This is a genomic window from Gardnerella sp. 26-12 (genome assembly GCF_001660745.1).
Taxonomy (GTDB): domain Bacteria; phylum Actinomycetota; class Actinomycetes; order Actinomycetales; family Bifidobacteriaceae; genus Bifidobacterium; species Bifidobacterium swidsinskii.
Genome location: NZ_LWSR01000096.1, coordinates 1 through 9,211, shown reverse-complemented (window position 1 = coordinate 9,211; position 9,211 = coordinate 1). Strand labels below are relative to the sequence as shown.

The 9,211-nt window shown below is 43.5% G+C and carries 1 protein-coding gene; it reads left to right on the top strand.

The features are described 5' to 3' along the window. Nucleotides 1-259: 259 nt before the first annotated feature. Nucleotides 260-9,172, top strand: coding sequence for a Rib/alpha-like domain-containing protein (locus A5295_RS05050; RefSeq protein WP_064621970.1), 8,913 nt, complete (start codon nt 260-262; stop codon nt 9,170-9,172). The last annotated feature ends 39 nt before the right edge of the window (nt 9,173-9,211 follow it).

The following is a 9,211-nucleotide window of genomic DNA, read 5'->3' as shown; positions in this document are numbered from 1 at the left end:
ATATTTTGTACATAGAGCACCCCCCCCCCGGCAGGAAATTTTACAGTTATGGAATACTTAACAATAAAAAAATTACGACAAAATAGCAAAAATACGATATAATATTATGCAGCATGTGTATAAGCGTACTTATTGTCTATCGTTGCTTTATGCAAACACAGAATTAGTGTTTGAAGAAGAACTAGACACACGTTTATATACGACGCACATTAGGGAACGCTAAATTAAGAAGCACAAGAATAAAGGATTACGGATTATTATGGCAAATAACAACCGCAAAAAGCATGCACGCGAGCAAGTTGAGAGCTCGTTTAAAAACGTTGATTCATCTTCTGCGTATGCAACCATGCGCAAGGTGTCATTGAGCACACTTGCCACAGTTCTCACTGCAGCAACCTGCTTGGGTGGTCAGCCAATCCTCGCATCCTCTAATATTCTTCTTCCTCCAACTACTGCGGCATTTGCGGAAGAAGTGCGTAAGAACGACCCTACTCCTTGGCTGCATACACCAAACATTCTTGAGTTCCAAAGGTATCGCTTTGCTAACAGCAATGGAACAATCGGTCAAATAGGATCCGACGGTTTGGGTGATTACAATAATGTTACTAAAAAGTCGGATATGTATGCACACCTTGAAAAGAACGGAAACGACCAGTACCTAATCTTCGATGTGTTCTTTAACAACGATGGTAAAAATATGACTGGCGCTTCCAAGCAACAACAGTATGTTTGGCAAATTCCTTTTACAGTTGCTGACTTAAATAATGGTTATTACAAGCCAGACACATTAAGTGATTTAAGTTTTAATTTTTATAAACGAAATAGCACTAGTCCACAAACAAAAAACGCTGTTCTTTCACGCGATTTTTCATTATTCACTAAAGAAAATAGCCAGTCAAAAAATCTTAATAACCCCTTGCAAGATGACCAGCAGCTTGGAAACTCTTTATACAAAATAACCTTAGGCATAAGAGGAGGAAACAGCAACAAGCAAGATTTGAGTGATACTTTCCACAATAATGCAGGCGACGGGGTTATTAGCAATGCTACACAACTGAGAGGCGTATATAGCGGCAAGAGCTACGGCATCGGCTTAAGAACTACAAACGTCGACTATGCAGTGCACATGCATTGCAAAGTAAAGTTACGTCAAGGAGTCACTCTTGACGACATCCAAGATGCTTATACATGGGCAAATACAAGTACTTATGGTAGAACGACTAACTCAGCATACACCTTTATTTCTGGTCGCGAGCGCTGGACTGAACAAAATCTTAAGCGCACAAAAAGCGATAACACTGCTCCAAAGCTGTATTTTAATGGCAAAGAGATTAGCGATTCCAACAACAGCATTGACGTGTATCAGGGTGAGTCACCAAAGATTACTTTCGGCACGTCTGACAATAGCGAAAAGGTGACGAAGTTCTCTGTAAGCGGTTTCCCAGACTTTGCTAAAAATGGCAATGTTGACGAGAAAAACGATAATGGCATTAACGCTAGCGAAAGCAATCCTCATACCAAGGTTGTTGAAAACGTTAAGTTTGAGCACAAGAACGGCAATACGCCAGTAAACTCCGACTACACGATTACTGTTTCTGCAACCGACGCTTCTGGCAATAAAGCAGAAAAGAGAGTCACTGTACATCTTAAGAACCAAAATCTTAAGCATAAGGCTCCAACCGCTACCCCAATTACTGTTGATTGGGGTCATAGGCCAACTGCAGATGAGCTCAAGCAGCATGTTTCTGGAGCAGACGGCGGCACGCTTACTTTTGACTCTATTCCAGAAACTAAGCTTCCTGACATTGCCTTTAACGGCAAAGACACTGCTCCTGCATACGCTTCTGGAAAAGTGACGTATAGCGATGGCTCGTATCACAATGTGACTGTTCCTGTGAATGTTAAGAAGCCACTTTCTTTGCAACATAAGCTTAATGGAAATACCGTTAATACTACTGTTGGAGACCCTCTTACTAAAGCAGGAAACAAGGTTGACGCTAAGGAATATCTTGGTATAACCGATAAGAAGGTTAAAGATAACATCAAGAGTGCAGAGTGGGTTAATGGCGAGCCTTCCACAGACGTTGCAGGAAAGAGAACTTACACTGCTAAAGTCACGTTTAATGACGGCAGCACAGCGGAAGAAAAGGTTACTTTCACGGTTCGCCCTCAAAAGCCTAAGATTGAAACTGATTTGACTGGTGTTGCAGGCGTAAAGGGCAAGGAAGTTGTAGTTAATGCAGGCCCTGGCACAGCTGGAAGCACTGTAACGCTTAAAGATAGCAAGGGCAATCAAATTGGAACTGGAAAAGTTGGCAACGATGGCAAAGTTACGATTACAGTTGCTAACGGCATTCCTGAAGGAAGCATTACTGCAGTAACTACTACTGCAGATTCCGTAAGCTCTGACGCAAGCGACGCTAAGAAGGTTACTAAGGATGACAAAGCTCCAACGCTTACTGCTGATAAAGATAGCATTACCGTAAAAGTTGGCGAAGATCTGAAGATTCAGCTTACTGCAAAAGATGATGTAAAGATTGAGTCTATTGACACAGCAACAGCAACGATGGCTTTTGCTCGAAATGATTTCAGTAAGATGATGACTGTCGCAGCGCGTGCAAAAACTGATTACACGAAGAATAGTGATAAGAAAAAGGTTTTCACTTATAGCTTCTCCGGCTTTAAGCCTGAAGAAGTTGGCACTTATACTCTTACGTTCTCCGCAACTGATGCTGCTGGTCACAAAACAGAAAAAACTGTGACCGTAAAAGTGGAGAAAAAAGAAGATCTTCAGCCTAAGAATATTACTGTTGACTTAGGTCACAAACTCACCGAGAAAGACGCCGAAAAAGCTATTGCCAACGGAAGAAAGCTTAAAAAAGCAGGTGCAACCTTCAAGTGGAGCACTGAAACTGGCGGAACTCCAGACACTTCCACTATTGGCAAGGAAAAGACTGGAAAAGTTATTGTAACTATTCCTACTAACGACAAAGATCACCCACAAGTTGAAACTGTTGCCGTTAAGGTAACTGTTAAGGATAGCGAAAGTCCTAAAGTTACGATTCAGCAAAAAGGCGATGGTGGCACATATAACACCATTAATGGTGAATATCCTGATGGGCCAAAACACGCACAAGTATTCACTATCACTACATACCGCGGCGATAAGAACGATATTAAGATTACTGCAACCGATAACAGCGGAAACGTTACAACTCTTGCTTTAACGCCTAAAACTCCAGGCGAGACAGAAAAAGATCCTACTGGAATTGGCACAGATAAAGATCCTAAGACTTTGATGCTTGACGGCACTACTCCACTCAACACTGAGCCTGGCGAGTATACGCGTACCTTAGAAGCGGTGGATCCTTCGGGCAATCTTAATAAAGTAACTGTTAAGTTTATTGTTAAGCCGCAATCCGACAAATATGGTGATGTTAAAGGCAAGCCTGTTACGTACAACATGGGCAGCGGCACAAAGTATCCAGATCCTAAGAGCGGTATTAATGCAGATGATCTAAAGAAACTACCTAGCGACGCTACCTACTCTTGGGCTAATGAACCAGATTGGAATAAGCCTGGCGAGCAGAACGCTACAGTTCGCATAACATTTAAGGACGGCTCAACTAAAGACGTTACTACAACCGTTACCGTTAAGGACGATATCGCGCCTGTTATTAACACACCTAGTACCAATAAGGCAAAGAGAGCAGATACCGATAAAACACCTGAGTACTACCAGTTCAAGGTACATAATGGCAAACCGTTCAGCATTGATATCAACGCTTATGACAACAGCGGAAAGATCAAGGGTGCAACAATAGCAACATTCCCAGGTCATGACGGAAAAATCACTATTGACAATCAAAACGGGAATTCTGCAGAAAAGCCTGCGACTATTCATATTAAAGGCACTGCTCAGCGAGATGCGAATATAACCAATTCGTCAGACAATAAGTGGTCTCGTGAACTTGTTGTTACAGACGAAGCTGGCAACGAGTCTAAGCTAAAGGTTCAGATTTCCGTATACACGGATGCTGAAGAGCATAATGCTGCTCCTAATGCTACACCAAAGAATCCTGACCAAAACGCAATTACCAACGCAATTACTATTACCAAGAAGGATGACCCGAAGAAGACCCCAATTGATAAGAAAGATTTGACTTTCACAGTTGGAAATATTCCTCAAGATGATGGTGTTCACACTGTTCCTGTAACAATTACATACCCGGATCATTCAACTACAATAGTCAATGTTCCTGTGTTGATTCATAAGGATGCTAAGGATTATGATCCAAAGGGTCAAACAGTTGAAGTTCCATGGAACACTAAGCCAGAAGAATTGACTAAGAAAATTAAGTCGTTTGGCAGTGGCAATGGCTTGAAGTGGAACGGCAACTCTCCAAAGCAAGATCCAACAGTAGAAATCGTCAACACGAAAGACGTTCCAAGCACCGATAAGCCTGGCGAGAGACAAGTACAAGTTAAAGTTACGTATAAGGATGGCTCTAGTGACGTTGCAACAGTAACTGTTAAAGTGCTGAAGCCACAAAGCGAAACTTATACGCCAGAAGGTCAAACAATTAACATTGACTACAATAAGACGCCGAATACTACCATTGAAAACAAGATTACTGGAATTGGAAACGGCAATGGCATTAAGCTAAAGCAGGGAGATAAAGAACTTACTTCTCTTCCAGAAGGCGCAAGTATTGCTATTGACGACAAAGCTAAGACTGTTCCAGATGGCACTCATCCTGGTACTTTCGATATTCCTGTAACCATTACGTATAAGGATGGTTCTAAGGATCATGCAACGGTAACCGTTAAGGTTGGCGAGCCTCAGAATAAGAAGTATGAACCAAATAAGCCTGATGGAATCAGCGTTGGATATAACGGTAAGGTTCCTTCTGATGAAGAAATCAAAGGTAAAGTCAAGTTTGACGATAACAACAAACCTCCAACAGACGGTACAACAATTACGGTTGATAAAGGTCAAACACCTATCGACACTAAGACTCCTGGAACCGTAAACGTTAAGGTTACTGTTAAGTATCCTGACGGTTCTGAGGATCACGTGGAAGTTCCTGTAACAGTTGGCAATCCAGATAACGAGACCTACAAGCCAGGCGCAGAAGCTATCAACAAGAAGCGTAATGAGAAAGCTCCTGATGCTGATGAAATCAAGAAGGCTGTAAAGACTTCTACAGTTAAGGATAAGCCTGCTCCAAAGGAAACAACAGTAGAGCTTGTAGATCCAAAAACTCCTCTACCAACTACAGATAAGACTGGCACAACTAACGTACCTGTTAAGGTCACATATCCAGATGGTTCCAGCACTGTTGTGCAAGTGCCTGTAGTAGTTACAGACACTGATGCCACTGCGAACACTCCTGCAGTTGACCCTGTGGAAGAGCCGTATGGCACTGATAAAGAAAAGACCAAGGAAGCTGTTAAGAAGGCTGTAACTGTTCCTGATTTTAAGCCAAAGAAGGACGGCGATAAGCCAACAGTCGCCATTACAAGCGACGATAAGGATATTCCAGACGGCAATACCCCTGGCACCTATCATGTTAAGGTTAAAGTCACATACCCAGATAACACAACTGATGAAGTTACTGTTGATGTGACTATTAAGAACAAGCAGTCGGATACTTTCGAGCCAAAAGCAAAGCCTGTTGTTAAGCCGTTTGGCAAGCAGGTTACATCTAATGATGTAACAGGCAATGTAACTGTTCCTAATTGGTCAAAAGATTCAAAGGAACAACCAAAGATTGAGTTGAACGAGCCTAACACAAAGCTTCCAGATGGTAAGACTCCTGGAAACTCTACTGTTAAGGTTAAAGTCACCTACCCAGATGGCACGACTGACATTGTTGACGTGCCAGTAACTATTAGCGATAAGCAGTCTGAACTTTACCCACCTAAGGCAGATAATCTTGAAAAAGATAATGGTCAAAAGCCTTCGGACGACGAAATTATCGGCAAAGTAAGTGTTCCTACCTGGCCAACGAACGAAGCAAATAAGCCAACTTACTCTATTGCTGAGGGAGATAAGTCTAAGATCCCTAATGGAGATAAGGCTGGCAAGTTTGAAGTGCCTGTAACAGTTACGTATCCGGATGGATCAACAACTGTTATTAACGTACCTGTAACTATTAAGGCTCCAACTGCTACGACTAAAGTTGTAACTGTGCCAAAGGGTGTGGAGCCTAAGCCAGAGGACAGCATTGCCAATAAGGATAAGTTCCCTAATGGCACTAAGTTCGAGTGGGATAACAACGGAAAACCAGACACATCTAAGGAAGGTAACAGCGTAAAAGGCAAAGTAAAGATTACTATTCCTGGATCTGATACTCCTCAAGAAGTGTCAGTAGAGGTTAACGTTGTTGACCCAAGTGCATCTGAAGTCAACGTGCCGCAGGGCAAGGATTTGCCAGAAGCTAAGGATGTTATTAAGGATTCTAGCGATAAGAGTAAGTTCCCTGAGGGCACTAAGTTCGAGTGGAAACCTGAAGATAAACCAGATACTAACAATCCTGGCGCAAAGAATGGCAAGATTATTGTTACCCTCCCAGGTCAATCCCCTGTAGAAGTGCCTGTAACAGTGAACGTAAACCCTGTGCCTATCGCGAAGGAAACCACCGTCCCACAGAACAGCAATCCTGATCCTAAGAACAGCATTGATAACAACAACAAACTCCCTAAGGGAACCACATTCGAGTGGAAGAAAGATGCTGCTCCAAAGACCGACAAGCCAGGCACTGCTAGTGGAACAGTGATTGTCAAGATTCCAGGGCAAGCACCTCAAGAAGTGCCAGTAACAATTACTGTGACACCAGCACCTGTTGCAAACGACGTAACTGTGTTGCAAAAGAAGAATGGTGACACAACTGACACTACCCCTAAGCCAGAGGATGTTATTAAGAATCATAAGGATCTACCTAAGGATGCTAGTATTTCTTGGAAGAAGAAGCCTGATACCTCAAAGACTGGCAACCAACCAGGCGTTGTGACCGTTAAGGTGCCAGGCGAGCCAGATATTGACATTCCAGTCAACGTGCTCGTTGTGCCAAATCCAGCCGGTAAAACGGTGAGCGTACATGTTGGTGATTCTCCAAGCGCAGAAAACAGCATTGCCAATAAGGATGAGTTACCTAACGGAACCAAGTTTGCTTGGGCAACTAACGGTACGCCAGATACCAAGACAGCTGGAAACAATAAGAGCGGCACTGTCGTGGTAACTATTCCGGGTATCGCAAATCCTGTGAACGTACCAGTAACAGTAAACGTTGTGGCACAGAACAAGCCATTTATTAATGGTAGCAAAGCAGAAAACACACCAGATAAGTCTGATAAGACAACTATTACTGGTAAAACTCAGCCAGGAAACACAGTAACTGTCAAAGACAATGGCGGTAATACTGTTGGTACTGGAGATGCCAACAAAGACGGAAACTTCACTATCGAAATCGATAAGAAGGATCCTGGCACAACACTCAAGCTTGTTCCAAGCAAGGGTGGAGTTGATGGTGACGCAACTACTGTAATCGTCACAGCTAAGCCACAAAAGCCAACGATTACGGTACCAACCGACAACCAGAAGAACGACGGAAACGTAACTGTAACTCCGCCAACTGATGACACAACGGTTGTGAAAATTGAAATCAATGCTAAGCCAAATTCAATCAATGGTCCAGAACAGCCAGTTCGCACAATTATTGCTAAGAAGGATAACAATGGTAAGTGGAAGATTGACGGAGACGCTCCAGAAGGCGTAATCGTTAATCCAGATACTGGCGTTGTTACTATTCCAACAAAGAATTTGGAAGACGGCAGCACTATTACTGCAGTATCTAAGAACAAGACGGACAAACCATCTGATCCCGCTACTGCTGTAACTGGCTTTAAGACTCCACAGATTAGTGAGCAAACGCTAAAAGACAATCCAGATGATTCTACTAAACAAATCATCACTGGAAAGACTCTTCCGGGCGCAACAGTAACTGTTACCGATAACAATGGCAATCAAATCGGAACTGGTACCGCAGATAAAGATGGCAACTTCACTATTACTATCGACAAGCAAAAGCCTGGTGCCATCGTCACCCTCACACCAACCAACGGTAAGGGTGATGGTGCAAAGACAGGCGATAGCGTAAATATTACTGTCAGCGGAAATATAACTAAGCCAAAGATTGACACTCCAGCCGAGGGTGGCGCTAGCGTGACGCCTGATCTCACGGATACGCGCGTAAACAAGGTTGTAGTTACTTACACTCCAGAAGGCAGTGAAACAACCGCAACGATTACTGTTGTTGCTAAAGGCGACAAGCATGAGTGGAAGATTGACGGAGACGCTCCAGATGGCGTGACTGTTAATCCGCAAACTGGCGTTGTTACGATTCCAGCAAACAAGATTAAGAGCGGTAGCACTATTACTGCGCAATCAGAAGACAGTAGCGATAAGACTGGCAAGAGCAAGTCAGAAGTGGTAACTGCTAAAGTTGCCGAAAAGGAGAAGCCTGCACCAGAACCAACACCAACGCCTGCGGGTGAGCCGACTATACTCACACCACAAGATGGTGTTGAGCAAGGTTCCGCAACTGTTACCCCACCAGCAGATGCTGATACTCTCGAAATCACGTATACTCCAGAAGGCGATACAACGACTCCTGTAACAATTACCGTGAAGAAAGATAAGAATGGTAACTGGACTATTGACGGTAACACTCCAACCGGCGTGACTGTTGATCCTAAGACTGGTAAAGTCACCATCCCTGCAACCCAAATCAAGGATGGTAGTACGATTACCGCGCAAGCCAAGAAGAATGGTCAACCATCCAACACGGCAAACGGTAAAGTCGGAAACAACCCAACCAAGAAACCAGAACCAACACCTGCACCGACCCCTGCTCCAACCCCAGAACATGAATCTGGTTCTCATGATTCTGATGAACACACTGGCAACAGTGAAAACAACAGGAATAAGAGCAATAACACTCAGTTACAAGCTCCTAAGTCTCCTGCACGTCACTCCTCCGGCCAGGTTGCGCAATCAAAGTTAACCAACACAGGCTCTGCAATTGCTGCAGCAGGTGCTGTTGCTGCACTCGCAGCCGCAATAGGTGCTGCACTCGCAGTCATTATTCGCAGGAAGAAGCGCGACTAAACGTTGGTGTTGCAACAAATATTAAAATTGAATAAATAA

Bases quoted from the DNA above. Each gene is read 5' to 3' on its own strand.
- A5295_RS05050 (WP_064621970.1), top strand. From the start codon at position 260: ATGGCAAATAACAACCGCAAAAAGCATGCACGCGAGCAAGTTGAGAGC.